The sequence below is a fragment of the Aeromicrobium sp. Leaf245 genome (genome assembly GCF_942548115.1).
In the GTDB taxonomy this organism is placed as follows: Bacteria; Actinomycetota; Actinomycetes; order Propionibacteriales; family Nocardioidaceae; genus Aeromicrobium.
This window is the reverse complement of the sequence record NZ_OW824151.1, coordinates 2,887,247-2,911,084: the sequence shown is the minus strand read 5'-3', so window position 1 is coordinate 2,911,084 and position 23,838 is coordinate 2,887,247. Positions and strand designations below refer to the sequence as shown.

Below are 23,838 nucleotides of genomic sequence, written 5' to 3'. Positions count from 1 at the left end.
CGGCTCCCGCCGGGGATCAGGTGCGCAGGGTCGCGAGCAGACGTCGACCGACGGCGTCGACCGAACGGACCCGTGCGTTCAGCACGACTGCGGCCGTGCCGGCCGCCCGGTCGAGACCGAGCCAGGTGCGGAAGCCGCCCGTGCCGCCGTTGTGCCACGTGACGTCGACGCCGTCGTGCACCGACGTGATCCACGCGGCGCCGATCCGGGCGCCGGGCACGAAGTCGTCGACCGGCTCGAGCGCCGCGGTGCCCGGCGCGCTGCCCTCGAGCAGGGCTCGTGCCAGCGTCGCCGCGTCGCGCACCGACATCCGCACCCCGCCCGCGGGACCGAGCGCCTCGCCCGTCCACGGCTCGGCTCGGCGGCCCCATCGTGTGCGGCCGACCACGGCGCGCTGACCCAGCTCGTCGGGGGTGGCCGGTACCGAGGCGCTGGCCAGACCGAGCGGACCGAGCAGCCGCTCGGCCAGCAGGTCGCGATACGGACGACCCGCTGCGGCCGCGACGGCGTGGCCCAGCAGCTGGAAGCCGAGGTTGGAGTACACGGGGCGGGGTCGGCCGACCTTCGTCGCCCGGGTCTGCTCCAGCAGCTCCGCGAGGGTGTCGCCGTACGGATTGGTGGCGAGCAGCAGCCAGGACGCCGTCCGGCGGCCCATGTGCGCCTGCGCCGGCAGGCTCGGCAGCCCCGAACGATGCCGTGACAGCGCGTCCAGCGTCACCAGGCCGGCCGGTGACCCGTCGAGCGGCAGGAAGGTGTCGAGCCGGTCGGTCAGCAGCATCTCGCCGCGCTCGACGGCGTCCGCCAGGAGCAACGCGGTCAGACCCTTGGAGATCGAGCCGATCTCCAGGTCGTCCCCGGGGTCGATGCTCTGGACCGCCACGCGGGTGGCTCCCGGCTCGATGGTGGCCACGGCCCAGGAGCCGCCGCAGAGAGCGTCGGCGGCCCAGCGGTGCAGGGCGTCGTCACGGACGGTCTCCTCGAAGCTCATGCCCCCACCCTGGTCGACGACAGGACCCCGGCACATCGGCCGCGAGGCTGATGTCCGGGGTCCGTCCGGCGGAGGTCTCGGTGGGTCAGCGACCCGCGAGCGCCTCGTGGAAGGCGAGGATGCGTCGCGCGTCGCGCACGTGCAGCTCCTCGACCATCTTCCCGTTGAACGTCACGACGCCCTGGCCCGCGGCCTTGGCCTCCTCGAACGTCTCGATGAGGCCGGTCGCCCGCTCGACGTCGTCGTCCGACGGCGCGAAGATCGTGTTGGCGGGGTCCACCTGCGAGGGGTGGATGAGGGTCTTGCCGTCGAAGCCCATCTCGCGCCCCTGGCGGGCCTCGGCCTCGAAGCCCTCGGGGTCCTTGACCGCGTTGTAGACGCCGTCGATGACCACCTTGCCGGCGGCGCGCACCGCCAGGAGGGTCCACGACAGCGACGTGAGCACGGTGGCGTTGCGGCCCGGCACGTGCAGACCGTAGGTCTCGTTGACGATGTCGTTCGTGCCCATGACGACGACGGTGAGGCGCTCGTGGGCGGCCGCGATCTCCTCGGCGTGCAGGAGGGCCCGCGGGGTCTCGATCATGGCCCACAGCTGGGTGTGCTCCGGGGCGCCGTGCTGCTCGAGGGCGGCCACGAGGGCACGCACCTGCTCGGCCGACTCCACCTTCGGGACGAGGATCGCGTCGGGACCGGCGGCCGCGGCGGCGCGCACGTCGTCGTCGTGCCACTCGGTACCGATGGAGTTGACCCGGATCGCCAGCTCACGGTGACCGTACGCGCCGGACCGGACGGCCGCGCACACGTTCTCGCGGCCCTGCGCCTTGGCATCGGGGGCGACGGAGTCCTCGAGGTCGAGGATCAGCGCGTCGGCGTCGATCGTCTTGGCCTTCTCCAGGGCGCGCTCGTTCGCACCCGGCATGTACAGCACGGAACGGCGGGGGCGGATGACGGGAGTGCTCACAGGTCGTACAGCTCCTTCAGCTCGGGATCGCGCTCGGCCAGCTCGCGGGCGAGGTCGAGCATCACCAGGCACTGCTTGCAGGACGCGTCGTCCTCCATCTTGCCGTTGATCATCACCGCGCCCGAGCCGTCGCCCATGGCCTCGACGACCTGCTTGGCGTGCGCCACGTCCTCGGCGCTGGGCGAGAAGACCAACTTGGCGATGTCGATCTGCACCGGGTGCAGGCTCCACGCGCCGACGCAGCCCAGCAGGAACGCGTTGCGGAACTGGTCCTCGCAGGCCACGACGTCCTTGATGTCACCGAACGGCCCGTAGAACGGGAGGATGTCGTTCGCCGCGCAGGCGTCGACCATGCGCGCGATCGTGTAGTGCCACAGGTCCTGCTGGTACGTCGTGCGGCCCTCGGTGAGGTCCTCGCCCGTCGGGTCCTGGCGCACCAGGTAGCCCGGGTGGCCGCCACCGACGCGCGTGGTCTTCATGCGGCGGCTCGCCGCGAGGTCGGCCGGGCCGAGGCTGATGCCCTGCATGCGCGGGCTGGCGGCGGCGATCTCCTCGACGTTCGTCACGCCGAGCGCGGTCTCGAGGATCGCGTGCACGAGCAGCGGCTTCTGCACGTTCCCCTTGGCCTCGAGCTGGGCGAGCAGACGGTCGACGTAGTGGATGTCCTGGGCGCCCTCGACCTTGGGCACCATGATGACGTCGAGCTTGTCGCCGATCTCGGTGACCAGCGTCGTCAGGTCGTCGAGGACCCAGGGGGAGTCCAGGCTGTTGACGCGCACCCACAGCTGCGTGTCGCCGAAGTCGGTGGCCTTCGCGATGTCGACGAGACCCTGGCGCGCGGCCTCCTTCTTCTCGGTCTTGATCGCGTCCTCGAGGTTGCCGAGGATGATGTCGACCTTCGAGGCGATGTCGGGGACCTTCGCCGCCATCTTCTCGTTGCTCGGGTCGAAGAAGTGGATCATCCGGCTCGGACGGAACGGCACCTCGGCGAGCGGAGCGGGAGCTCCGACGGCGAGCGGACGGAGGAATGCACGGGGGTTGCGCACGCGGGTCTCTTCCTGCAGACGTCGGGACTGCCCGACAGTATGGCCGGGACTCGTGACCCGTGAGTAGGGCGGGTCTCACAGTGCGTCCAGCCGCCCGGGGCCCGGCACCCCCGCCGGTGTCGTTCGCCGCCCGGGGCCCGGCACCCCCGCCGGGTCAGCGGACGGACATGACCACACGGTCGTCGCGGGCGGCCTCGTCGGCGACCCAGCCGTCCGGCGAGGACTCCGCCGTCCAGCGCAGGCCGTCGAAGCTGACCGACGCGACCTGCAGGTCGGCCGCGTTGGCCACCAGGTAGTGCGCCAGGGCCCACCCGCGCGCCCGCACGTCGGCGGCCGCGCCGTCGAGGCGGTACGTGAGCGCGTCCTCGGCGTCGTCGGTGCTGCGGGGGATCTCCCCGAAGGCCTTGTCGACGTCGGCCGCCACGGTCCGCACCGAACCGCCACCGACCGGGTTGATCTGGCAGGTGAACGCGGCGGGGCTGTAGCCCCGGAGGGCGGAGGCCAGCGCGCGGGCGTAGTCCTCGTGCTGGGCATAGGCGCCAGGGAACGCCGAGCGCTGCACCTCCTGCGCCGCGACCGTGATCTCGAGCGACGTGTAGTCGTCGACCTTCTCGAGGCCGTCGTAGAACTTACCGATCGCGTAGTGCGGGTCCAGGATCTCCTCGACCGTGCCCCAGCCCTGCGACGGACGTTGCTGGAACAGACCCACGGAGTCCCGGTCACCGAAGTCGATGTTGCGGACCTTGGACTCCTGGAAGGCGGTCGCGATCGCGATCGTGGTGGCGCGCGGGGGAAGTCCGCGGTTCTGCGCCGTCGCGGCCATGAGGGCCGACCAGCGCGCCTGCTCCACGTCCACCTGCGCACGCGTCTCGCCCACCCGGGCCACGCAGTACTCGGTGCGCAGCGGCGTGCGGTCGGTCACCACGACCGCCACCAGGACGCCGGCCACGAGGACGGCGCCCAGCAGGACCCAGCGCAGCTTCACCCGGTCAGCCTAGGCAGACGACGTCAATCCGGCCGGGCACCTGGTGCCGGGTCCGGGCCGGGGTCAGTTGGCGTGCAGGTCGGAGTTCAGCTCGATGCCGCGCCGTTCGCCGCGAGGGCGCGCCTCGATCTGGCCGGTCTCGCTGTTGGTGAGGAACAGCAGGCTGTCCTGCCCGCTCAGCTCCGCCGCCTTCACCACGGAGCCGTCCGGCGTGCGCACCTTGGTGCCCGCGGTGACGTAGCAGCCGGCGGCGACCACGCAGTCGTCGCCGAGCGAGATCCCGATGCCGGAGTTGGCGCCGAGCAGGCTGTTGCGACCGATCGAGATCACCTCGGTACCACCGCCCGAGAGCGTGCCCATGATGCTCGCGCCGCCTCCGATGTCGGTGCCGTCGCCCACGACGACACCGGCCGAGATGCGGCCCTCGACCATGGCGTGGCCCAGCGTGCCGGCGTTGAAGTTCACGAAGCCCTCGTGCATGACGGTGGTGCCCTCGGCCAGGTGCGCGCCGAGGCGCACGCGGTCGGCGTCGCCGATGCGCACGCCGGACGGGATCACGTAGTCGGTCATCCGGGGGAACTTGTCGATGCTGGTCACGTTGACCGTGAGGCCGGCGGCGCGGGCGCGGGCGCGGGTGTGCTCGAACCCGGCGACCGCGCACGGACCGATCGTCGTCCAGACGACGTTCGTGAGCAGCCCGAACTGGCCGTCGAGGTTGACCCCGTGCGGCTGGACGAGACGGTGCGAGAGCAGGTGCAGCCGCAGCCACACGTCGTAGACGTCGGCGGGCGGTGCCGAGAGGTCCGGCGCGACGACGTGCACCACGGCCTTGCGGACCTGGCGCACCGCGTCCTCGCCGGTGAGTGCCGTGAGCTCCTCGGGCTCCGGGTCGTGCCCGGGGGTGCCGAGCCGGGGCTCGGGGAACCAGACGTCGAGGACGTCGGCGTCCTCGGTGAGGGTGGCCAGGCCGTAGCCGTACGCGCTCTGCTCGCTCATGGCCCTCAACCTACCGATCCGTCGATGGCGCCCGTCGGTGAGTGGACCTAGCGTGGACCGCATGGCGCTGGTGACCTACAAGGACCTCTGCATCGACGTGAACGACCTGCACGCGTCCGCGGCCTTCTGGGCCGAGACGCTGGGTCTTCGCGTGGTGCCCGACGAGGGTGTGGCGGGGGAGCAGGGTGAGGTGCACCTCGAGGGACCCACCCCTCGGCACACCGTGTGGCCCTGCGTCGTGCCGGAGCCCAAGTCGGTCAAGGACCGGGTCCACCTCGACGTCCACGCCGCAGCGTCGGTGCTGCCCGGGACCACACGTCTCAGCGCTGAGGGCGAGTTCCGGTGGACGGTCGTGGCCGGCCCGGAGGGCGACGAGATCTGCACGTTCGTGCGCGACGACGTTCCCGACTACCGGCTCTACGAGCTGTGCGTCGACGTCGCCGACCACCGCGCCGCGGCGGCCTGGTGGCAGGGCGTGTGGGGTGGCACGATCGGCAGCGAGGAGGAGCAGCGGTTCAGCTGGCTGGAGGACGTCCCCGGCATGCCGTTCGAGGGCATCGTGTTCTGCGACGTGCCGGAGCCCAAGACGGTCAAGAACCGGCTCCACTGGGACGTCGCGCTCACCGCCGGATCCGGCGTCGCCGATCTCGAGGCCCTCGGCGCCACCGTGCTGCGCCGACCCGACGACGAGGTGGTCTGGACGGTCATGGCCGACCCCGACGGCAACGAGTTCTGCGTGTTCGACGAGGACGCCGCGTGACGTCGCGGGCGCAGCTGCGCAGGGCGGCCCTCGCACAGGAGGGCGCCGAGCAGGTCGAGGTCGGACCCACGCGAGGCTGGGCGGTCGCGGGCACGGTGTTCGCCGCCCTCACCGACGACGGGCGCGCGGCGCTCTCGCTCGGGATCGAGCCGCGCAGCCGCATGGCCGGCGAGCTGCCCGGCGTGCAGACCACGTCGTCGGGCGTCCTGGTCGACCTCGACGTGATCGACGGGATGGCGCTCAACCACTGGGTCCACGAGGCGTGGCGGCACTGCGCACCGGCCGGTGTCGTCGAAGCGTCCGCGCACGCGGCGAGGGCTGCCGCCGAGGGCGACGACGACCTCGGTGCGATCGGTGCCCCGGCGCGGCGCGCGCTCCACGGTGCCGGCATCGGCTCGCTCGACGAGCTGGCTGCCCGCGATCGCGACGAGGTGGCCGCGCTGCACGGCATCGGCCCACGCGCGGTGGCGGCCCTGGCCGCTGCGCTCGCCGAGCGGGGGACCACGTGGTGAGCGTGCTGCGGGTCCCCGACCCTGCGGACGCCGAGGTCCTCGCCGACCTGTGGGCGACCAACCGCGAGCACCTCGACCCCTGGAGCCCCGAGCGCAATGCCGACTTCTACACCGTCGAGGGGCAGCTCGACCTGCTCGAGCGGCGTCTCGAGGCCATGGTCCAGGGCCGGGGTGCCTACTTCGTCGTGCTCGACGACGACCGGGTGGTCGGTGAGATCAACCTCAACGACCTGGTGCGCGGGGCCTTCCAGAACGCTCACGTCGGCTACTGGCTGGCCGCCGACGTGCAGGGGCGCGGGCTGATGACCCGCGCCGTCGAGGAGATCACCACCCACGCGTTCGAGGTCCTGCGGCTGCACCGGCTGCAGGCCGCCACGCTGGCCCACAACGAGCGCTCCCAGGCCGTGCTCCGGCGTGCCGGGTTCGAGTCGTTCGGACGCGCGCCGCGCTACCTCAAGATCGGCGGGCAGTGGCAGGACCACGTGCTGTTCCACCGCTTCACGCCGCACGACGTCTGAGCCCAGGTCCGGACCGTCGGGCTCAGTAGCGGGCCGAGAACCCGCCGTCGGCGTGCAGCAGCTGTCCGGAGATCCAGCGTCCTTCGGGCGACAGGAGGAAGGCGACCACTGCGGCGACGTCGCGTGGCTCCCCGAGACGACCGAGGGGCTGGTGCGGCAGCAGCCCCTCCCTGAGCTGGTCGTCCATCCACCCGGTGTCGACGGGGCCGGGGTTCAGCACGTTGGCGCTGATCCCGAGCGGGCCCAGCTCGCGTGCCGCGGAGATCACGATGCGGTCGAGCGCCCCCTTGGACGCGCCGTAGGGGAGGTTCCCGGTGGTGGCGTCGCTCGTCAGAGCGACCACCGCGCCCCCGCCGTCGGGCACCTGACGGGCGAAGCCGGCGATGAGGAGCAGGCTGGCGCGCGCGTTCACGGCCACGTGGGTGTCGAAGCTCTCGGCGGTCGTGTCGAGGACCCCGGTCTCGACGTCATGGGCGTGGCTCAGCACCAGGGCGCCGACTGGGCCTCGGTCACGGGTGACGGCGTCCAGCAGGTCGGTCGGCCCGTGCGGCGTGGACAGGTCCACGTCGAAGTCGGTGCCGGTCAGGTCGGAGGTGGCCACGTCCCAGCCGTCGTCGCGCAGTCGCGGCACGATCGCGGCGGCGAGGCTGTTCGGTCGGGCTGCTCCGGTCACCAGGGCGCAGGGCATGCCGTCAGCCTAGGTCCACGATCGGGGGAGACCGGTCAGCTGGAGCGTCGCTGCGCCACGCCGACCACGAACGCGACCTGGCCCAGGTGCTGCAGGGTGTCGCCCAGCACGCTCACGAGGCGCGCCGACGCGGTGACGGGCGGGTCCCAGCGCTCGTCGACCACGCGCGCCAGCTCGGTGGCGTCCAGCGTCCGGAGGTAGCGACGCGTGAGCGCGTGGACGTCCGCGTGGTACGCGTCGACCAGCTCGGCGGGAGGTCGGACCGAGAGCACCTGGTCGAGGTCGTGGCCGTACCCGATGTCACCGTGCTCGATGCCGTCGCCGAGGTGGGGAGCGAACCGCTCGGCCCACGTGTCCCACGCCTGCGGCACGTCGGCCAGGGCGGCCACGTGGTCGTCCTGCACGCGGGCGAGGTGCCAGAGCAGCCAGACGGGCGTGTTGGCGCCGTCGTCGACCTGGAACGTCGCCGTGGACTCGTCGAGGTCGGAGCACTGCTGCTCCACGAGCTCGCGGACGCGTCCGAAGGCGTCGTCCAGGAGGTCGGTCGTGACGGGGTCGAGGCTCATGTCCACGACGCTACTGCGTCAGCGCACGACCAGCCCGTCGCGCCGGTCCCACACGACCTCCGTGGCCTTGTCGTCGTCGATCGCCCGCAGCACGGCGTCGACCACGTCGGTGGCCGGCAGTGGCTCCGGCAGGCGCGGCGGGTCACCGGCGAGTGCGTGGGACGCGAGGTCGGTGTCGAGGTGCGGCGGACGGACGTCGACGATGCGCGTGCTCCGCCGGTGCTCGCGGCGCGCGACGGTGAGCCAGGCCGACAACGCCGTCTTGGCCGCCGAGTAGTCGGCCATGCCTGCGGTGGGGGCGTCGGCCAGGATCGCGGACAGCACGACGGCGACGCCACCGTCGAGGTGGGGGAGCGCGGCGCGCACGACGCCGGTGGCGCCGAGCGTGTTCACGGCGAACAGCTCCTCGACCACGACGGGGTCGGCATCCACTGCCGGACCGAACGCCGGGACGCCGGTGGCCACGACCAGGACGTCGAGCCCGCCGAGTGCGTCGACGGCCTGCCGCACCGTCGCCGCCGCGCGCTCGACGTCGACGACGTCGAGCACGAACGTGGGAGCGTCGAGCTCCTCGCCGATCGCCGCGAGCCGGTCGGCGTCACGCCCCGTGACCGCCAGGGAGGCGCCGGCCTCGTGCAGGGCGCGGGCGATGCCGCCGCCGAGGGCTCCGGTGGCACCCACGACGAGGGCACGGACGTCGGTGAGCTCCATGCTCGGGACGCTACCCACGCCCGGGGGAGCCGCAACGTGAGTCGTGGTGCTTCAGGTGGCTGGGTCTGGTGTTGCTGCTGCGCTACTGCGGCTGAGTCTTGTCCTGCGGCTGCGCTGCTCCGGCGGGGTCTTCTCGTGCGGCTGCGTTGCTGTGGCTGCGAGTCGACCTGCTCCCCGAAAGGGCCTCGACCGGCGGAGGGGTCCGGGGTCGGTCGGGCTCTCGGAGCGTGGCCGGGGGTGACGCAGGATTTTGCGTTCGTGCGTGAGGGGGCGAAGGATGCTGCCTTCGCTACGGGATCCGGTGCGGAACGCAGCATCGTTCGGGGTTCTGCGCGCGAAGGCAGAATCCTGGGTCCGCTGGGGCGCCGGTGCGCGGCGGATGGGCAGAGATTCTTCCTTTGCGTGGGACGGTCCACGAGAAGGGAGAATCCCTGCCCGTGGGGGGCCTCTTCTCGTCGCCACCATGCTTCCTTCGCGTGACACGGTCCACGCGAAGGAAGAATCGTGCGTGGATCCCGCGCAGAGGGAGAATCGTGGCCGCGCCCCGCAGACCCACCCGAGCCGAGACCCCCCCTGCTGCGGTCGAGGCCCTCTCGGAGACCACGCCCACTCGTAGCCACAGCGACGCAGCAGCGAGCGAACGCCCAGCCGAGCGACGCAGCACACGCGAAACCCCACCGCAGCGACGCACCACCACGCGAAGCCCCACCGCAGCGACGCAGCACCACGCGAAGCCCCACCACAGCGACGCAGCACCACGCGAAGCCCACCACAGCGACGCAGCAGCACCCACGAGATCGGCCACGCCCGCCGCACCTGACGACACATCCGCATCGCCCGGGCCGGGTGACGGGCACCCGGGGGAGTGAGACCTAGAGTGGTCGACATGGCCGTCCTCGACCCCTCGCGCGACGTCGTCCAGCTGACGGCCGACCTCTGCGACATCGCCTCGGAGAGCCTCCAGGAGGCGGAGATCGCCGACGCCGTCGCCGCCGTGCTCGACGCGGCCTCGCACCTCACCGTCGTGCGCGACGGCCACACGCTCGTGGCGCGCACCGACCTCGGCCGGGACGAGCGGGTCGTCATCGCGGGGCACCTCGACACCGTGCCGGCGAACGGCAACTTCCCGACCCGGCTCGACGGCGACACCCTCTGGGGTCTCGGCACCTGCGACATGAAGGGCGGCGTGGCGGTCGCGCTGCGGCTCGCCGCCGGGTTGCCCGACCCGAACCGCGACGTGACCTACGTGTTCTACGACGCCGAGGAGATCGCCGCGAAGTACAACGGTCTCGGCCGCGTCGCCCGGGAGCGCCCCGAGCTGCTCGAGGGTGACTTCGCGATCCTCATGGAGCCGTCGGTCGCCTCGGTCGAGGCCGGCTGCCAGGGCACGATCCGCGTCGACGTCGTCACCCGCGGCGAGCGCTCCCACTCGGCGCGCTCCTGGATGGGGCACAACGCCATCCACGACGCCGCCGAGCTGCTCGTCCGGCTGCGCGACTACGAGCCCCGCCGCGTGGTCATCGACGGGCTCGAGTACCGCGAGGGCCTCAACGCCGTGGCGATCAGTGGGGGCGTCTCCGGCAACGTGGTGCCCGACCTGGCCACCGTCACGGTCAACTACCGCTTCGCCCCCGACCGCAGCGAGGCCGACGCGCTGGCCCACCTCGCGGAGGTGTTCGAGGGCTTCGAGCTCACGGTCACCGACTCCGCCCCCGGCGCGATGCCCGGGCTCGACCACCCGGCGGCAGCCGCGTTCGTCGCGGCGGTCGGCGCGGAGCCCCGTCCCAAGTTCGGCTGGACCGACGTCGCCCAGTTCACGCAGCTCGGGATCCCCGCGGTCAACTTCGGCCCCGGCGACCCGATCTACGCCCACAAGCAGGACGAACACGTCCCCGTCGCGCACCTGCGCACCGTCGAGGACGCCCTCACGAGATGGCTGACCGCATGAGCTACCAGAAGGGTCCGGTGCGTCTGCGTCGCGACCGCATCCCCACCAGCACCACCGACCAGCGTCTGCTCGACTCGCGCGGACCCACGGACTGGGTGCACACCGATCCGTGGCGCGTGCTGCGCATCCAGGCCGAGTTCGTGGAGGGCTTCGGCGCCCTCTCCGAGCTGGGTCCGGCCGTCGCCGTGTTCGGCTCGGCGCGCACCAAGCCCGACGACCCGATGTACGAGAAGGCCCGCGAGGTCGCCGAGAAGCTCTGCAGTCGCGGCTACGCCGTCATCACCGGTGGTGGACCCGGTGCCATGGAGGCCGCCAACCGCGGGGCCAGCGACTGCGGCGGCGTGTCGGTGGGCCTCGGCATCGAGCTCCCGCACGAGCAGGGACTCAACGAGTGGGTCGACCTGGGCATCAACTTCCGCTACTTCTTCGTGCGCAAGACGATGTTCGTCAAGTACGCCCAGGGCTACATCGTCATGCCGGGCGGGTTCGGCACGCTCGACGAGCTGTTCGAGGCGCTGACGCTCTCGCAGACGGGCAAGATCACGACGTTCCCGATCGTGCTCTTCGGCACCGCCTACTGGCAGGGCCTCATCGACTGGCTCCGCGACACGATGCTGCCCGACGGCAAGATCAACGAGGCCGACCTCGACCTCGTGCTGCTCACCGACGACGTCGACGAGGCGGTCGCCCACTTCGACGCCGTCGCCTCCGAGTAGCGGCGAAGTGAGGGTCACCTCGCGCAACGCCGCCTTCCAGCAGTGGGAGGCGCTGCTGGGCAACCGGCGCAAGCGTCACCAGCTCGGTCGGATGCTCGTGCAGGGCGTGCGCCCGGTGACGGTGGCGCTCGACGCGGTGGGCCGCTCCGGCCTGGTCGTCGACGCCGTGCTCCACGACGACCGGCCGAGCCCGTCGCAGTGGGCCCAGGACGTGGTCTCCCGCGCCGTCGCGTCCGGCGCCACGGCCTACGAGCTGTCGGCGGAGCTGCTGGCCGAGCTCGCCGAGCAGGAGCAGGACCGACCCGAGGTCGTGCTGGTGGTCGTCCAGCCCGCCGACGACGTCGCGCGGCTCCCGGTCCCGGCGGACCTGCTCACGGTGGTGCTCGACCGACCGTCGAGCCCGGGCAACGTCGGCAGCATCGCCCGGTCGGTCGACGCGTTCGGCGGCACCGGTCTCGTGGTGTGTGGTCATGCGTGCGACCCGTACGAGCCGAGAGCGGTGCGGGCGTCCACCGGGTCGGCGTTGACGGTTCCGACGGTGCGCCTCGGGTCCCCCCGCGAGGTGCTCGCGTGGGTCGAGGCGGCGCGTCGCGACCTGGGCCACGTCGCGGTCGTGGGCACCGACGAGCACGGTGAGGTCGAGCTGGCCGACGCCGACCTGACCGGCCCGACCGTGGTCGTGACGGGCAACGAGACCCGCGGCCTGTCGAGTGCGTGGCGGGAGGCGTGCGACCTGGTCGTGCACATCCCGATGACCGGGACCGCCTCGTCGCTCAACGCCGCCAACGCCACCTCCGTCGTGCTCTACGAGGCCTCACGCCAGCGTCGGCGACGCTGACGTCGGTCGTCCGCCGCCGTCCGCCGAGCCCACGTCCCCGCCGTCGCGCGTGAGCGACACGGCGAGGAGGACGAGCCCCGCCGCGGCGACGGTGCCGTGCGCGACGCGGCCACCACCCGGGAGGAAGAACTGGGGGAGGTAGGTGGCGAGCGCGACGGCCGTGAGGGCGAGGCCCGCACGGGTGAGCCCGCTCGCGCGGGTCGCGAGGATCCCGAGCCGCACGGCCGCGACGAGCAGCGCGCCCCAGCCCAGAGCGAACAGCGTCATCGCCACCGGCTCGTAGCGGAACAGGTCGGCCGCGCCCGTCGTGGCCGAGAGAACGGTCTCGTCGCCGGTCTCGAGCACGCGCCGGCCCACCGCGTGCAGGCCGTACGCCTCGGCCCCGTAGTAGGGGAGCAGTAGCGTCGTGCCGGCCACCGCGGCCCGGTGAGCCGTGCGGTCGACCGCCGCGAGGGCCCAGGCGACGAGCACGAAGCCGACCATGGCGAGCACGTGGGCCCAGAGCCAGGCCGGACGTGCGTAGAGCTCGGCCGCGGCCCGGCCGTCCTCGACCGCGTGGCCACGGAGCAGGGGATAGACCAGTAGAGCGGCGCCCGCCACGAGCAGGGCAGCCGCACGGAGACGACGGTCGTCGAGCGGGTCGGTCGGGGTGCGCATGGGTCCTCCACGTCACGAACTGTGAGCAGTGCTCTCTCGGCCCATCGTGCAGCACGGGGACCCGAAGATCAAGAGCAGTGCTCTCACCTACTGCGGCCGAGCTCCTCGCGGAGAGCGGCTACCTCGGCGCGCAGCTCGGTGACCGCGTCCAGCACCAGGCGCTCGCTCTCCTCGACCTCGTCCACGATCTCGCGCTTGTCGTCCTCGTTCTGCATCTCCAGCGCCTCCACGGCCACGGCGATGAACAGGTTCAGCACGATGTAGGTCGAGATGAGGATGTAGGCGATGAAGAAGACCCACGAGGCAGGGTGGGCGTCCGTGACGGGACGGATCACGTTCGCCCAGTCGTCGCCCGTCATCACCTGGAACAGGCTCAGCAGCGAGGTCGGGAGGTCCCCGAAGTGCTCGGGGTCCGTGGTGCTGAACAGCTGCGTCGAGACGACGCCCGACACGTAGACGAGCATGACGAGCAGGGCGCCGATGGAGACCATGCCCGGGAGTGTGGCCACGAGGGCCGCGACCACGCGACGCATGGACCGCACGGCCGACAGCAGACGCAGCACCCGCAGGACGCGCAGGACGCGCAGGACGCCGAAGGCACCCGAGGCGGGGATGAGCGCGACCGCCACCACGAACAGGTCGAACAGGCTCCAGCCGTCACGGAAGAACGCGCCGCGATGGGCGAAGATCCGCAGACCGATCTCGACCACGAAGACCGCCACGGTCACCCAGCCGAGCGGGGCGAGCCAGCCGGCCTCGCGCACGAGCTGCGGGGAGGTCTCGAGGCCCAGCACCGCGGCGTTCACCACGATCACCGCGATGATGAACCACTGGAAGCGGGACGACTCGACGAGGGCGAGCACGCGGGCGCGGGTGGGGGTCACGGTCGGGCTCCGGGCGGTGAAGGAGTGGCGAGGGGAGTGCGGCGACGACGACGTCGGCGAGCGGCTCATCGTATCGGTGTGTCCGTGGCGCCTGGCAGGATCGGGGGATGACGGTCACCGGACCCGACGAGATCGAGCGCTGTCCCTGGGCCAGCGACGTGGCCCTGCAGCGCTACCACGACGAGGAGTGGGGCCGCGAGCTGCGCGGTGACCGAGCCATGTTCGAGCGACTCAGCCTGGAGGCCTTCCAGGCCGGGCTGTCGTGGTCGCTGATCCTGCGCAAGCGCGAGGCGTTCCGGGCCGCCTTCGTCGGGTTCGTGCCCGCGCTGGTCTCCCGGTTCGACGACTCCGACGTGGAGCGGCTGCTCACCGACGCCGGCATCGTGCGCAACCGCGCCAAGGTCGAGGCCACCATCTCCAACGCCCGCGCCACCCTCGAGCTGGGCGAGAGCCTGAGCGACCTCGTGTGGTCGTTCGCGCCCGACGACCACGTCGCGCCCCGCTCGGTCGACGACGTGCCCGCGACGTCGCCGGAGTCCACCGCGCTCGCGCGGGAGCTGAAGCGTCGCGGCTTCACGTTCGTCGGTCCCACCACGGCCTACGCCCTCATGCAGGCCACCGGCATGGTCGACGACCACCTCGTCGGGTGCGTCGCACGACGGTCCTGACGCTTACCACTCCTGTCACATCCGTCTCCTGCGTCACGGTGTGGCTCCCGCGCCGACGGGGCTGGGAGATCTAGCCTTTCGCCATGACCACCCCCCGCTCCGCCGCTCGACGCAGCCGCCGTTCCGTGCGCACCCTCGCTGCCGTCGTCCTCATCGTGTCCGCCCTCGTCGCCGGCACGGCGGCGATCGTGGTCGCGACCGTCGCCGCTCTCGCGGTCGCGGTCGCCTATGCCGTGACGGTCTGCTCCGTCGCCGCCCGGCTCCTGACCAACGAGACCGCGCAGGTGCGTCGCGACTGGGCCCGTGACCGCGCGGTCACCGCCCACGAGCAGAGCCGCGAGGCCGCCCGTCGCAAGCGCGAGCAGGTCTCCTTCGCCGACACCATGGCCGAGAAGGTGCAGGTGCGCGACACCCGCATCGAGGACCTGGCCGCGCAGATCGCCGAGGCAGAGGCGGCCCTCGCCCGGGCCGAGGCCGAGCACGTCGCCGCCGCACGGCGCGCCGACGCGCTCGACGGTGAGCTCCAGCAGACGCGCGACTCGCTGCTCGGCACCCGCGCCGAGGTGCGCCGCCTGCGCGACGAGCTGGCGGCGAGCCAAAGCGCGGAGCTCGAGGCCCGCACCGAGCTGCTGGCCTGGCAGCAGCAGGCCGAGGAGCAGCGCAGGCTCGCCTGACCCCTCGGTTCCCGGACCGGCCCCGCGGCGGCAGCAGCCGGCCCCGGTTCGACTGGTCGGGCCCGTTCGGCTCAGTCCTGAGGGTGAAGGGCCACCACGCCACGCAGGCGAGCCTCGTTCTCGACGGCCCGTGCCACGCGCGCGCCCGCTCCCTCGGGCGACAAGGCCCGCAGCACCGCAGCGCCGCGGCCCGCGCGGTCGGCCACTGCCGCGGCCAGCGTCGCGGCCGCAGCCGGCACCCGGTCGCGTTCGTGGACCTCGTGCACCAAGCCGATCCGTCGAGCGTCGACCGCGGTGACGGCTCGCGGTGCGAGCAGGAGCAGGCGTGCCGTCGCGTCGCCCACGGCGCCCGGGAGGGTGACGCTCGTGCCGCCCACGAGTGGCTCCACCCGCACGGTGGCGTCGGCCGCGGCCACGCGCAGGTCGGCGGCCAGCGCCAGGGCCGAGGCGTGCCCGTCGATCGTCCCCAGGAGGGCCGCCACCACCGGCACCGAGGCATCGGCCACGGCCAGGACCGCGTCGTCGTCCAGCCCGCCGGAGGATTCGTCGAGCACGAGCAGCAGGCAGCGGACACCGGGCGTGGTGAGCGCGTCACGTACACGTCGAGCGGCCGATCCGGACCCGAGCGCGCCCGCCTCCGGGGCGGACCGGGTGCGCAGGTCGACCCTCGTCACGCCCGGAGCGGAGGGGTGCTGCGCCGTGCTGTCGTGGTCCTGACCTGGAGTGCTCACGTCGTCCTTCGCACCGGTTGGAAGTGATGAGGGGGCATGAGAGATAATAGGAACCTGAGGCGACCGGAAGGCGGTCACCGAATGGAAGGGGAACCCATGGCGGCCATGAAGCCTCGTACTGGTGACGGACCGATGGAAGTCACCAAGGAGGGCCGCTGCATCGTCATGCGGGTCCCGCTCGAGGGCGGTGGACGTCTCGTGGTCGAGCTGAACAACGAGGAAGCCGAGACGCTCGGCGACGCGCTCAAGGCCGTCTGAGCTTGTTCGGTCTGACGATGCGCTGGTCCTTGACCGGCGCACCCGAGGACACCCTCGCGCAGCTGCGCGCGTACATCGAGGACGTCAGCTTCGCCCGCTTCGCGGGGCTCGACGGCCTGCGGTTCAAGTCCTGGCGCGCCCGCGAGGGCGAGTGGTTCGAGGGCACGTACGTGTTCGTGAACGCCGAGGCACGTGCCGCGTTCCAGGCCGACATGGAGTCCGGTGCCGCCGACCTCCCGGGCAGCCGCATCATCGGCAGCCCGCCCGAGCTCATCGAGGCGTGCGAGATCGTCGCGGTGGTGCGGGGGCCCGCCGGCTTCCGTTCGGCCCCGGCCTTCGAGCGCTGAGCCGGGCGCTCAGGCCACGCGGCGCACGGCCAGCAGGCCGTCGCCCACCGGGAGCAGGGCCGGCACGAGCCGCTCGTCGACCGCGGCCTGCGTGAGCAGCTCGCGGATCGCGACGGTCTCGGCGTCGCGGCGCTCGGGGTCGGCCACGCGGTCGTGCCAGAGCGCGTTGTCGAAGACCACGACGCCGCCCACGCGCACGAGGCGCAGTGACTGCTCCAGGTACTCGCCGTACTCGACCTTGTCGCCGTCGACGAAGACCAGGTCGTAGCCCTCGTCGGTGAGGCGGGGCATGACGTCGAGCGCCGACCCGGCGATCAGCCGGAAGCGCTGCGGCGCGACGCCGGCCTGGGTGAAGACCTGCCGGGCGTGACGCTGGTGCTCCGCCTCGAGGTCCACCGAGGTGAGCACACCGTCGTCGGCCATGCCGCGCAGGAGCCAGAGTCCGGACACGCCGGTGCCCGTGCCGACCTCGGCCACGGCACGCGCATCCAGCACGGACGCCAGGAAGCGCAGCGTCGCCCCACCGGCCGCCCCGATCGGGCTCACGCCCACCTCGTCGGCTCGGCGGCGCGCGTCGGCGAGGTGGTCGTCCTCGCTCAGGTAGCCCTCGACGTAGCTGAGGCTGGCTTCGCTGGTGATGATGACTCCTCGGTGGCGCGTGCCGGGGGTCCGGCGGCTGTGGGGCCAGCATAGTGAGGTCGTCACGGTTGGCGGCGTTGCGTGCCCCGGGGCTCGCCGTGTCGTGCCGGGGCCCAGGATGCGCCATGATCGAGAGGGAACCGTCAGCGTCCTCTGGGCGTTCTCTCAGGAGACGGCACGACGATCGATGCATGAAGGAAGAAGACGTGAGCACGCAGGTCATGACCGCTGAGCGCGACGCCCGGACGGGCGAGGGCTCGACGGACGCCGACACCGCGTGGGAGACCATCGTCGAGGAGCACTCCGCCCGCGTGTACCGCCTGGCGTACCGACTCACCGGCAACCGCCACGACGCCGAGGACCTCACCCAGGACGTCTTCATCCGTGTGTTCCGCTCGCTGGACCGGTACGAGCCGGGCAACTTCAACGGCTGGATCCACCGCATCACGACCAACCTGTTCCTCGACCGGGTGCGTCGGACGAGCAAGCTGCGCATGGACGGCTTCAGCGAGGGTGCCGAGGAGCGGCTGGAGGGGCGCGAGCAGCGACCCGAGTCGGTCGTGCACGACGCCGCCTTCGACCCCGACATCGAGGCCGCGCTCTCGTCGCTCACCGAGGAGTTCCGCGTCGCCGTGGTGCTGTGCGACGTGGAGGGACTGTCCTACGAGGAGATCGCCGACGTGCTGGGCGTCAAGATCGGCACGGTCCGCTCGCGCATCCACCGGGGTCGTACGCAGCTGCGGCACGCCCTCGCCCACCGCGCCCCGACCGCCGGCCGGACCCGCTTCCTCGGAGCCGTGGGAGCCTGATGGCCCATCTGGACGCCGACGTCGCCGCCTTCGTGGACGGGCAGCTCTCGCCCGATGCCACGGAGGTCGCGGCGCGTCACGTCCAGTCCTGCGAGCGGTGCCGCGAGGCGGTGGCGCAGCAGCGCCAGCTCAAGCGACGCATGCAGGTGTCCGCCGACGTGCGACCTCCGGCGTCGCTGCTCGCCTCGCTCAGCTCCGTGCCGGCGTCCCCGCCTCCTCCGGCGCCCAGCGCCTGGGCCCGGATCGTGCGGTCGAGCACCCTCGGGGCGGCGGGCGTGCTCGTGGGCGCCTCCCTCGCCGTGGCGCTGGCGGCCTACCTCGCCGGTGGGAGCGCCCGTGGCATCGGCGACGAGGTGTTGCCGCCCGTCGAGACCTACGCAGCCGACTTCCACGGTGCGGACCCGATGGCCGGGAACGACGTCATGACCGCCGCGGTCATGGAGGACCTGACCGCCAACGGCTGGCCGTGCCACGGTCAGCTGGGTGACGACCTCGAGCGCGTCGAGGGACGTCTGCAGGACGAGGGAGCGGTCTCGCTGACCTACACCGACGGCCTGCACCGCCTGGTCCTGCACGAGCAGAACGGCGCGCTCGACACCGACGGCCTGCAGGGCTTCGAGCCTCGTCGGCTCGCCGACCGGCCGGTGTGGGTGCGGGAGACGCCCCGCGAGCGCATCGTCACGTGGGACGCGGACGGCGTGGTCTACACGATCGTGACCGACGTGGGTGACGACCGGCTGGCGCCGGCCCTGCGCGACCTGCCCGCTCCGCTCGGCGAGCCCGGGCTGCGTCAGCGCCTGGGCGACGGCCTCAGCCGCGTCACGACCTGGATCTCCGCCTGACGGCTCCCACGACGACCGGTGAGGGCCCTCAGGTCGCCTCGTCGTCGTGCGGCGGCCGCTCGCCGGGACGCAGGATCCGGTCGCGGGTGGGCGTCTCGGACTCCTCGAGGAGGTGGCGCCGCACCACGTCGCGGGGGTCGAGGCTGCGCAGGTCGACGTCGGAGAAGTCCTGGCCCAGCTCGCGCCCGAGGTCGTTCTTGGCGTTGTCGGCCATCCGCCGCACGGTGCGCACCATCTGAGCCGCCTGCTTGGCCATGCCCGGGAGCTTGTCGGGTCCGAACAGCAGCAGGCCGACCACGAGGATCAGGCCGATCTCCGGCCAGCCCATCCCGAACACGGCCGGTTCCTCAGAGTCGACCGACGGGCGCGAGACCGAGCTGCATCCCGGCCAGGCCGCGCGAACGGCCGGTGAGGGAGTCGGCCACCTGCAGCAGGATCTTCGCGGACTCGCTGTCGGGGTGGGTGGCGACGATCGGCAGGCCGTCGTCGCCGCCGATGCGCAGCTGCTCCTCGAGCGGCACCTTGCCGAGCACGGGCACGTCGTGGCCGAGCCGCTGGCCGAGGGTGCGTGCGACGGTCTCGGCGCCGCCGCTGCCGAAGACCTCGAGCCGCTCGCCCGCGGGCGTGAGCAGGTACGACATGTTCTCGATGACGCCGACCACGCGCTGGTGCATCATCGAGGCCATCGTCCCGGCCCGCTCAGCGACCTGGGCGGCCGCCTGCTGCGGCGTGGTGACCACGACGACCTCGGCGTTGGAGAGGTGCTGGCCGAGGCTGATGGCCATGTCACCGGTGCCCGGGGGCAGGTCGAGCAGCAGGGCGTCGAGGTCGCCCCAGAACACGTCGCTCAGCATCTGCACGAGCGCACGGTCGAGCATGGGTCCGCGCCACGCGACCACCTGGTCACGCTTGGGCTTGAGCATGCCGATGCTCATGACCTTGACGTCGGGCGCGTCCGGGGAGCCGGGGACCGCGACCGGCACCGGGAGGATCATGTCGTCGACCTGGGTGGGGCGACGGTCGCCGACGCCCATCATGTCGGGGATCGAGTGGCCGTAGATGTCGGCGTCGACGATGCCGACCTTCAGTCCGCGCTGCGCCATCGCCACGGCCAGGTTGACGGTGACGGAGGACTTGCCGACGCCGCCCTTGCCCGACGCGATCGCGTAGACCTTGGTGAGCGAGCCGGCCTGGGCGAAGGGGATCTCGCGCTCGGCCTGGCCGCCGCGCAGCATCTCGCGCATGCTCTTGCGCTGCTCGTCGGTCATGACGCCGAGGTCCACGTGCACGGTGTGCTGGGGGGCCACCTTCTGGACGGCCTCCGTGGTGTCACGGGTGAGCGTCTCCTTGAGGGGGCAGCCCGAGACGGTCAGCAGGATGCGCACGGTGATCGACGTGTCGTCGATCGTGATCGTGTCGACCATGCCGAGCTCGGTGACGGGACGCTTGATCTCGGGGTCGATCACGCTGCCGAGGGCCTCGCGGACCCGCTCCTCGGTGACGGACTCGTCGGTGACGGATGCCATGGGCCCCATCGTACGGGCGGGACCTGCGTCCCGGTCCCGCAGGCGAGCCTCACTGCTCGGTCGGCTCGCCGTCCTCGTCGTCGGGCGGGGTCTGCAGCGACTCCAGGAGGTCGCGCAGCTCCGATCGCAGGAAGTCGCGGGTGGCGACCTCACCGAGGCCGAGACGCAGGCTCGCGACCTCGCGGGCCAGGAACTCCATGTCGGCGTGGGACTGCGCGGTGGCGTGCCGGTCCTGCTCCTGCTGCACGCGGTCGCGGGCCTCCTGGCGGTTCTGCGCCAGCAGGATCAGCGGCGCGGCGTAGGACGCCTGCAGCGACAGCATGAGGGTCAGGAAGATGAACGGGTACTCGTCCCAGCGTGGACGGTCCGGACCCCACGGGACGTTCCAGACCACCCAGATGATGATGAGCAGCGTCATCCAGATGAGGAACTTGGCCGTGCCCATGAACCGGGCGAAGGTCTCCGCGAAGCGGCCGAACCGGTCGGTGTCGCCCGACCTCGGGCGCAGGGAGCGACGACGGTCGCGGGGCTGGTCGAGCCGCGCCCGCTCCTGGCGGGCCTGGTCGCGGTCGCCGCGGGAGCGCCCGATCTCGGGGCGTCGGCGTCGGCCGTCGGAGCGCTCAGCCACGGGTGGTCACCTCCGCCGGACGTGGGCTCGGATCACGCTCGCGCCAGCCCTCGGGAAGCAGGTGGTCGAGCACGTCGTCGATGGTGACGGCCCCGATGAGGTGGTTGTTCTCGTCGACCACGGGCAGCGCGAGCATGTCGTAGGAGGCCAGCAGGCTGGCGACCTGCTCGAGCGTCGCGTCGGGTCGGGGCCAGTCGATGTCGTTGTCGGCGAGCCCGCCGACGAGGGTCGACGGCGGTTCGCGCAGCAGCGCCTGCACGTGCACGATCCCGAGGAAGCGGCCGGTGGGCGTCTCGACGGGGGGCCGGCACACGTAGACCATCGAGGCCAGGGCCGGACCGATCTCGGGCTCACGGACCCGGGCGAGCGCCTCGGCGATCGTGGCGTCGGGCGGAAGGATGACCGGTTCGGTGGTCATCATGCCGCCGGCCGTCCGGTCCTCGTAGACCAGCAGTCGGCGGACGTCGTCGGCGTCCTCGGGCTCCATGAGGGCCAGCAGCTGCTCCGACGTGGCCGTCGGCAGCTCGCCGAGCAGGTCGGCGGCGTCGTCGGGGTCCATCTCCTCGAGCACGTCGGCGGCGCGCTCGGGATCGAGCACCCCCAGGATCTCCACCTGGACGGTGTCGGGAAGCTCCTCGAGGACGTCGGCGAGCCGCTCGTCCACCAGCTCGCCCACGATCTCGGTGCGCCGCTTGGCAGGAAGGTCGAGCAGGGCGTTCGCGAGGTCGGCCGGCCGCATCTCGTCCATCGTCGCGAGCAGGTGGGTCGCGCCCTGGGAGGCCTCCTCGCCCACCAGCCCGGTGACCTCGTCCCAGTCGACCACGTGGGTGGCACCGCGCCGACCGAAGCGCTTGCCCGTCTCCTGCACGGCGACGGTGCCGATGAACCAGTCGCGCCGGGTGTCCTGCTCCATGGCCAGGTCGTAGACCGTGCCGCCGCGCTGGTCGGGCAGGGACACCGTGCGGTCGAGGAGCTCGTGGATGGCGAGGGTCTCGCTGCTGCGCTTCTCGAAGCGGCGGACGTTGAGCACGCCGGTCGTGATGATCTGTCCCGAGTCGAGCGACGTGACCCGCCCGATCGGCAGGAAGACCCGACGCCGCCCCAGGACCTCCACGACCAGGCCCACCACACGGGGTCGCTGGCGGGCGGAGCGCACGGCCACCACGACGTCGCGCAGCTTGCCGACCTGGTCGCCCGCGGGGTCGAAGACCTCCTGCCCGACGATGCGGGACAGGAAGATGCGACCGGGGCTGGAGCTCACCCGCCCAGCCTAGTGCGAGCCGGGGAACGGTCGGGCCCCGTGGGGCGGTGGGCGCGCGCGACGTCGCCGTGTCTCGTATCCTGCGAGACGCACGTCACACGGGTCGCCGCCGCGCCCGTGAGATCGACCTAGGGGGACCATGTCCACGCACTTCCTCGACCGCGAGCGCACCGTCGCCGGACCCGGATTCAACCGGTGGCTGATCCCACCGGCTGCCCTGGCGGTGCACCTGTGCATCGGGCAGGTCTACGCGACGAGCGTCTACAAGGCCTCGCTCGTGCAGCACTTCGACACCAGCCTCACCGCGATCGGCATCGTCTTCTCGATCGCGATCGTCATGCTCGGTGTCTCGGCGGCCGTGTTCGGCACCTGGGTCGACTCCGGCGGTCCCCGTCGCGCCATGGTCGCCGCCGCGACCTGCTGGTCGGCGGGATTCCTGGTGGGGGCGCTCGGCATCGCGACCAGCCAGCTGTGGCTGCTCTACCTCGGGTACGGCGTGCTCGGCGGCATCGGCCTGGGCATCGGCTACATCTCGCCGGTCTCCACGCTCATCAAGTGGTTCCCGGACCGCCCGGGCCTGGCCACCGGAATGGCGATCATGGGCTTCGGTGGCGGCGCGATGATCGCGAGCCCTGTGTCCAGCACGCTCCTCGGCTGGTACGACTCGGCCTACGACACCGCGTCCGGCATCGCGTCGGGGCGGGCGGTGGCCCTGCTGTTCGTGACGCTCGGCCTGGGCTACCTGGTCGTCATGCTCTTCGGGGCCTGGCTGGTGAAGGTCCCGGCCGACGGGTGGGTCCCGCGGGGCTTCGACCCGTCCACCGTGAAGAAGAAGGCCCTCGTCACCACCGAGAGCGTGTCGGCGAACAACGCGGTCCGCACGCCGCAGTTCTGGCTGCTGTGGATCGTCCTGTTCTGCAACGTCACCGCGGGCATCGGCATCCTCGAGCAGGCCGCGCCGATGATCCAGGACTTCTTCCGCGAGGGCGAGGAGTCGAGCGTGGCTGCTGCTGCGGCCGCGGGCTTCGTCGGCTTCCTCTCGCTGTGCAACATGGCCGGTCGGTTCATCTGGTCGTCCACGTCCGACATCGTGGGGCGCAAGAACATCTACATGCTCTACCTCGGTCTAGGCATCGTGCTCTACGCGACGCTGGCACTCGGTGGGTCGACCTCGACGGTGCTGTTCGTCGTCCTGGCCGGCGGCATCCTCAGCTTCTACGGCGGCGGGTTCGCCACGATCCCGGCCTACCTGCGCGACCTCTTCGGCACGTTCCAGGTGGGTGCCATCCATGGGCGCCTGCTCACCGCGTGGTCGGCGGCCGGCGTGGCAGGCCCGCTCATCATCAACGGGTTCCTCGACGCGCGGGGCGAGCCGGGCGCCTTGACTGCGGCCGACTACCGCCCGGCGCTGCTCACCATGGTCGGCGTGCTGGTGGTGGGCTTCGTGGCCAACCTGCTCGTGCGCCCGGTCGCCTCGCGGTTCCACGAGCCCAAGGACGAGGGCAGCCGCACGGAGCCGACCGACCCGGCCGTGGCGACGGCCCCGGCCGCTGACGACACGACGGCCGAGGGCGTCACGCCGCTGGCCGTCGTGGCCTGGCTCGTGGTCGGGGTGCCGCTGGCCTACGGCGTGTACGAGACGGTGGTCAAGGCAGCGGCGCTGTTCTGACCCGGTGCACCC

At 72.2% G+C, this 23,838-nt stretch carries 29 protein-coding genes; 13 read left to right on the top strand and 16 right to left on the bottom strand.

Annotated features, from left to right (window positions below; all coding sequences use genetic code 11):
- Positions 1-16 precede the first annotated feature (16 nt).
- The 5 genes from NBW76_RS14275 to dapD all read right to left on the bottom strand — a co-directional run bounded on the left by NBW76_RS14275 (position 17) and on the right by dapD (position 4,976).
- Entirely contained in the window at positions 17-988 is a 972-nt protein-coding gene (locus NBW76_RS14275; protein WP_056552188.1) for a serine hydrolase, read from the bottom strand.
- Between the two features lie 85 nt (positions 989-1,073).
- Positions 1,074-1,949 carry a CoA ester lyase gene (locus NBW76_RS14270; protein WP_255353958.1) on the bottom strand — a complete coding sequence of 292 codons (876 nt, stop codon included), beginning with the start codon at positions 1,947-1,949 and terminating at the stop codon, positions 1,074-1,076.
- Positions 1,946-2,995, bottom strand: coding sequence for a CoA ester lyase (locus NBW76_RS14265; RefSeq protein WP_056552185.1), 1,050 nt, complete (start codon positions 2,993-2,995; stop codon positions 1,946-1,948). The genes NBW76_RS14270 and NBW76_RS14265 overlap by 4 nt, the downstream gene beginning before the upstream one ends.
- Positions 2,996-3,149: 154 nt before the next feature.
- On the bottom strand, positions 3,150-3,980 hold the full coding sequence (locus tag NBW76_RS14260) for a hypothetical protein (protein ID WP_055968702.1): 831 nt from the start codon (positions 3,978-3,980) through the stop codon (positions 3,150-3,152).
- A gap of 63 nt (positions 3,981-4,043) precedes the next feature.
- Positions 4,044-4,976, bottom strand: coding sequence for a 2,3,4,5-tetrahydropyridine-2,6-dicarboxylate N-succinyltransferase (gene dapD / locus NBW76_RS14255; protein WP_055968700.1), 933 nt, complete (start codon positions 4,974-4,976; stop codon positions 4,044-4,046).
- Between the two features lie 61 nt (positions 4,977-5,037).
- On the opposite strand from dapD, the gene NBW76_RS14250 reads away from it, so the two are divergent.
- Genes NBW76_RS14250 through NBW76_RS14240 form a run of 3 tightly spaced genes read left to right on the top strand, consistent with a single transcriptional unit; the run spans position 5,038 to position 6,766 of the window.
- A complete protein-coding gene (locus tag NBW76_RS14250) occupies positions 5,038-5,736 on the top strand; it encodes a VOC family protein (RefSeq protein WP_056552935.1) in 699 nt (232 codons plus the stop codon).
- The gene (locus NBW76_RS14245; RefSeq protein WP_055968698.1) at positions 5,733-6,248 is read left to right on the top strand and encodes a helix-hairpin-helix domain-containing protein; all 516 of its coding nucleotides are present in this window, start codon (positions 5,733-5,735) and stop codon (positions 6,246-6,248) included. Before NBW76_RS14250 ends, NBW76_RS14245 begins: the two co-directional genes overlap by 4 nt.
- Entirely contained in the window at positions 6,245-6,766 is a 522-nt protein-coding gene (locus tag NBW76_RS14240; RefSeq protein ID WP_082481166.1) for a GNAT family N-acetyltransferase, read from the top strand. Before NBW76_RS14245 ends, NBW76_RS14240 begins: the two co-directional genes overlap by 4 nt.
- 22 nt (positions 6,767-6,788) lie before the next feature.
- On the opposite strand, the gene NBW76_RS14235 is transcribed toward NBW76_RS14240, so the two are convergent.
- Genes NBW76_RS14235 through NBW76_RS14225 form a run of 3 tightly spaced genes read right to left on the bottom strand, consistent with a single transcriptional unit; the run spans position 6,789 to position 8,731 of the window.
- Positions 6,789-7,454, bottom strand: a complete 666-nt coding sequence (locus tag NBW76_RS14235) for an SDR family oxidoreductase (protein ID WP_056552179.1) — start codon at positions 7,452-7,454, stop codon at positions 6,789-6,791.
- 35 nt (positions 7,455-7,489) lie between these two features.
- Entirely contained in the window at positions 7,490-8,020 is a 531-nt protein-coding gene (locus NBW76_RS14230) for a DinB family protein (RefSeq protein WP_055968689.1), read from the bottom strand.
- An 18-nt stretch (positions 8,021-8,038) separates the two neighbouring features.
- Positions 8,039-8,731, bottom strand: coding sequence for an SDR family oxidoreductase (locus tag NBW76_RS14225; protein ID WP_056552176.1), 693 nt, complete (start codon positions 8,729-8,731; stop codon positions 8,039-8,041).
- 886 nt (positions 8,732-9,617) lie between these two features.
- On the opposite strand from NBW76_RS14225, the gene dapE reads away from it, so the two are divergent.
- Genes dapE through NBW76_RS14210 form a run of 3 tightly spaced genes read left to right on the top strand, consistent with a single transcriptional unit; the run spans position 9,618 to position 12,233 of the window.
- A complete protein-coding gene (gene dapE / locus NBW76_RS14220) occupies positions 9,618-10,679 on the top strand; it encodes a succinyl-diaminopimelate desuccinylase (RefSeq protein WP_055970185.1) in 1,062 nt (353 codons plus the stop codon).
- A complete protein-coding gene (locus tag NBW76_RS14215) occupies positions 10,676-11,395 on the top strand; it encodes a TIGR00730 family Rossman fold protein (RefSeq protein ID WP_235492851.1) in 720 nt (239 codons plus the stop codon). Before dapE ends, NBW76_RS14215 begins: the two co-directional genes overlap by 4 nt.
- 7 nt (positions 11,396-11,402) lie before the next feature.
- Positions 11,403-12,233 carry a TrmH family RNA methyltransferase gene (locus NBW76_RS14210; protein WP_056552174.1) on the top strand — a complete coding sequence of 277 codons (831 nt, stop codon included), beginning with the start codon at positions 11,403-11,405 and terminating at the stop codon, positions 12,231-12,233.
- On the opposite strand, the gene NBW76_RS14205 is transcribed toward NBW76_RS14210, so the two are convergent.
- On the bottom strand, positions 12,210-12,890 hold the full coding sequence (locus NBW76_RS14205; RefSeq protein WP_056552171.1) for a hypothetical protein: 681 nt from the start codon (positions 12,888-12,890) through the stop codon (positions 12,210-12,212). The two genes, NBW76_RS14210 and NBW76_RS14205, sit on opposite strands and share 24 nt — an antisense overlap.
- An 83-nt stretch (positions 12,891-12,973) precedes the next feature.
- Positions 12,974-13,843 (bottom strand): ion transporter, encoded by an 870-nt coding sequence (locus tag NBW76_RS14200; RefSeq protein WP_082481160.1) that lies wholly within the window; start codon positions 13,841-13,843, stop codon positions 12,974-12,976.
- Between the two features lie 38 nt (positions 13,844-13,881).
- Here NBW76_RS14200 and NBW76_RS14195 point away from each other — a divergent pair, with 38 nt between their 5' ends.
- Both NBW76_RS14195 and NBW76_RS14190 read left to right on the top strand, forming a co-directional pair.
- A complete protein-coding gene (locus tag NBW76_RS14195) occupies positions 13,882-14,442 on the top strand; it encodes a DNA-3-methyladenine glycosylase I (protein ID WP_056552168.1) in 561 nt (186 codons plus the stop codon).
- Between the two features lie 83 nt (positions 14,443-14,525).
- A complete protein-coding gene (locus tag NBW76_RS14190; protein ID WP_156364643.1) occupies positions 14,526-15,116 on the top strand; it encodes a hypothetical protein in 591 nt (196 codons plus the stop codon).
- A 71-nt stretch (positions 15,117-15,187) separates the two neighbouring features.
- Here NBW76_RS14190 and NBW76_RS14185 read toward each other — a convergent pair whose 3' ends face one another.
- Positions 15,188-15,790, bottom strand: coding sequence for an enoyl-CoA hydratase-related protein (locus NBW76_RS14185; RefSeq protein WP_056552165.1), 603 nt, complete (start codon positions 15,788-15,790; stop codon positions 15,188-15,190).
- 153 nt (positions 15,791-15,943) lie between these two features.
- Between NBW76_RS14185 and NBW76_RS14180 the strand changes: the two genes are divergently transcribed.
- On the top strand, positions 15,944-16,105 hold the full coding sequence (locus tag NBW76_RS14180; protein ID WP_162237311.1) for a DUF3117 domain-containing protein: 162 nt from the start codon (positions 15,944-15,946) through the stop codon (positions 16,103-16,105).
- Positions 16,106-16,122: 17 nt separating this feature from the next.
- Complete coding sequence (locus tag NBW76_RS14175; RefSeq protein ID WP_235492850.1) at positions 16,123-16,452, top strand: hypothetical protein; 330 nt, start codon at positions 16,123-16,125, stop codon at positions 16,450-16,452.
- A gap of 9 nt (positions 16,453-16,461) precedes the next feature.
- On the opposite strand, the gene NBW76_RS14170 is transcribed toward NBW76_RS14175, so the two are convergent.
- Positions 16,462-17,091, bottom strand: coding sequence for an O-methyltransferase (locus NBW76_RS14170; RefSeq protein ID WP_055970181.1), 630 nt, complete (start codon positions 17,089-17,091; stop codon positions 16,462-16,464).
- A 221-nt stretch (positions 17,092-17,312) separates the two neighbouring features.
- Between NBW76_RS14170 and sigE the strand changes: the two genes are divergently transcribed.
- Together sigE and NBW76_RS14160 are read left to right on the top strand one after the other, a co-directional pair.
- Complete coding sequence (gene sigE / locus NBW76_RS14165) at positions 17,313-17,900, top strand: RNA polymerase sigma factor SigE (protein WP_055970178.1); 588 nt, start codon at positions 17,313-17,315, stop codon at positions 17,898-17,900.
- A complete protein-coding gene (locus NBW76_RS14160; protein ID WP_056552162.1) occupies positions 17,900-18,742 on the top strand; it encodes an anti-sigma factor in 843 nt (280 codons plus the stop codon). Before sigE ends, NBW76_RS14160 begins: the two co-directional genes overlap by 1 nt.
- 28 nt (positions 18,743-18,770) lie before the next feature.
- On the opposite strand, the gene NBW76_RS14155 is transcribed toward NBW76_RS14160, so the two are convergent.
- From NBW76_RS14155 to NBW76_RS14140, 4 genes are read right to left on the bottom strand one after another with little or no spacing between them, the layout of a single operon-like run.
- A complete protein-coding gene (locus tag NBW76_RS14155; protein WP_235492879.1) occupies positions 18,771-19,070 on the bottom strand; it encodes a sec-independent translocase in 300 nt (99 codons plus the stop codon).
- A 19-nt stretch (positions 19,071-19,089) separates the two neighbouring features.
- Positions 19,090-20,277 carry an Mrp/NBP35 family ATP-binding protein gene (locus NBW76_RS14150; RefSeq protein ID WP_369797019.1) on the bottom strand — a complete coding sequence of 396 codons (1,188 nt, stop codon included), beginning with the start codon at positions 20,275-20,277 and terminating at the stop codon, positions 19,090-19,092.
- Positions 20,278-20,317: 40 nt separating this feature from the next.
- Positions 20,318-20,857 carry a DUF1003 domain-containing protein gene (locus NBW76_RS14145; protein ID WP_055970175.1) on the bottom strand — a complete coding sequence of 180 codons (540 nt, stop codon included), beginning with the start codon at positions 20,855-20,857 and terminating at the stop codon, positions 20,318-20,320.
- Between the two features lie 31 nt (positions 20,858-20,888).
- Positions 20,889-22,157, bottom strand: coding sequence for a magnesium transporter MgtE N-terminal domain-containing protein (locus tag NBW76_RS14140; RefSeq protein ID WP_055968661.1), 1,269 nt, complete (start codon positions 22,155-22,157; stop codon positions 20,889-20,891).
- Positions 22,158-22,296: 139 nt separating this feature from the next.
- Between NBW76_RS14140 and NBW76_RS14135 the strand changes: the two genes are divergently transcribed.
- Complete coding sequence (locus NBW76_RS14135) at positions 22,297-23,826, top strand: OFA family MFS transporter (protein ID WP_055968658.1); 1,530 nt, start codon at positions 22,297-22,299, stop codon at positions 23,824-23,826.
- Positions 23,827-23,838: the final 12 nt, after the last annotated feature.